The organism is Klebsiella sp. K47 (assembly GCF_051858335.1).
In the GTDB taxonomy this organism is placed as follows: Bacteria; Pseudomonadota; Gammaproteobacteria; order Enterobacterales; family Enterobacteriaceae; genus Klebsiella; species Klebsiella pneumoniae.
This window is the reverse complement of the sequence record NZ_JBPYUI010000355.1, coordinates 1-228: the sequence shown is the minus strand read 5'-3', so window position 1 is coordinate 228 and position 228 is coordinate 1. Positions and strand designations below refer to the sequence as shown.

Sequence of the window (228 nt, the reverse complement as noted above, 5' to 3'; positions counted from 1 at the left end):
CACTTCAGAGCGAGTCTTCTGTGCCTTGGTGCCGGCGCGACCGGCGTTGCGGTAAGCAACGACGACCTGGTGAACCAGATCTTCGCTGAAATCGCGACCGAACACGGCATCGGAGACCGAGACCTTGTTGTTGCTACCCGTGATAACGAGTTCCATCGTCATCTCTCCTTATGCCTTGCTAGCCGGACGAACGATCACGTCACCACCCGCTGCGCCCGGAACGGCACC

1 protein-coding gene is annotated in these 228 nt (G+C 59.6%); it reads right to left on the bottom strand.

Annotated elements, in window-relative coordinates; translation table 11 throughout:
- Positions 1–156, bottom strand: a 156-nt coding sequence (gene rplD, locus RRF55_RS28360; RefSeq protein ID WP_439419349.1) for a 50S ribosomal protein L4, incomplete at its 3' end; no start/stop codon positions are given.
- Positions 157–228 lie beyond the last annotated feature (72 nt).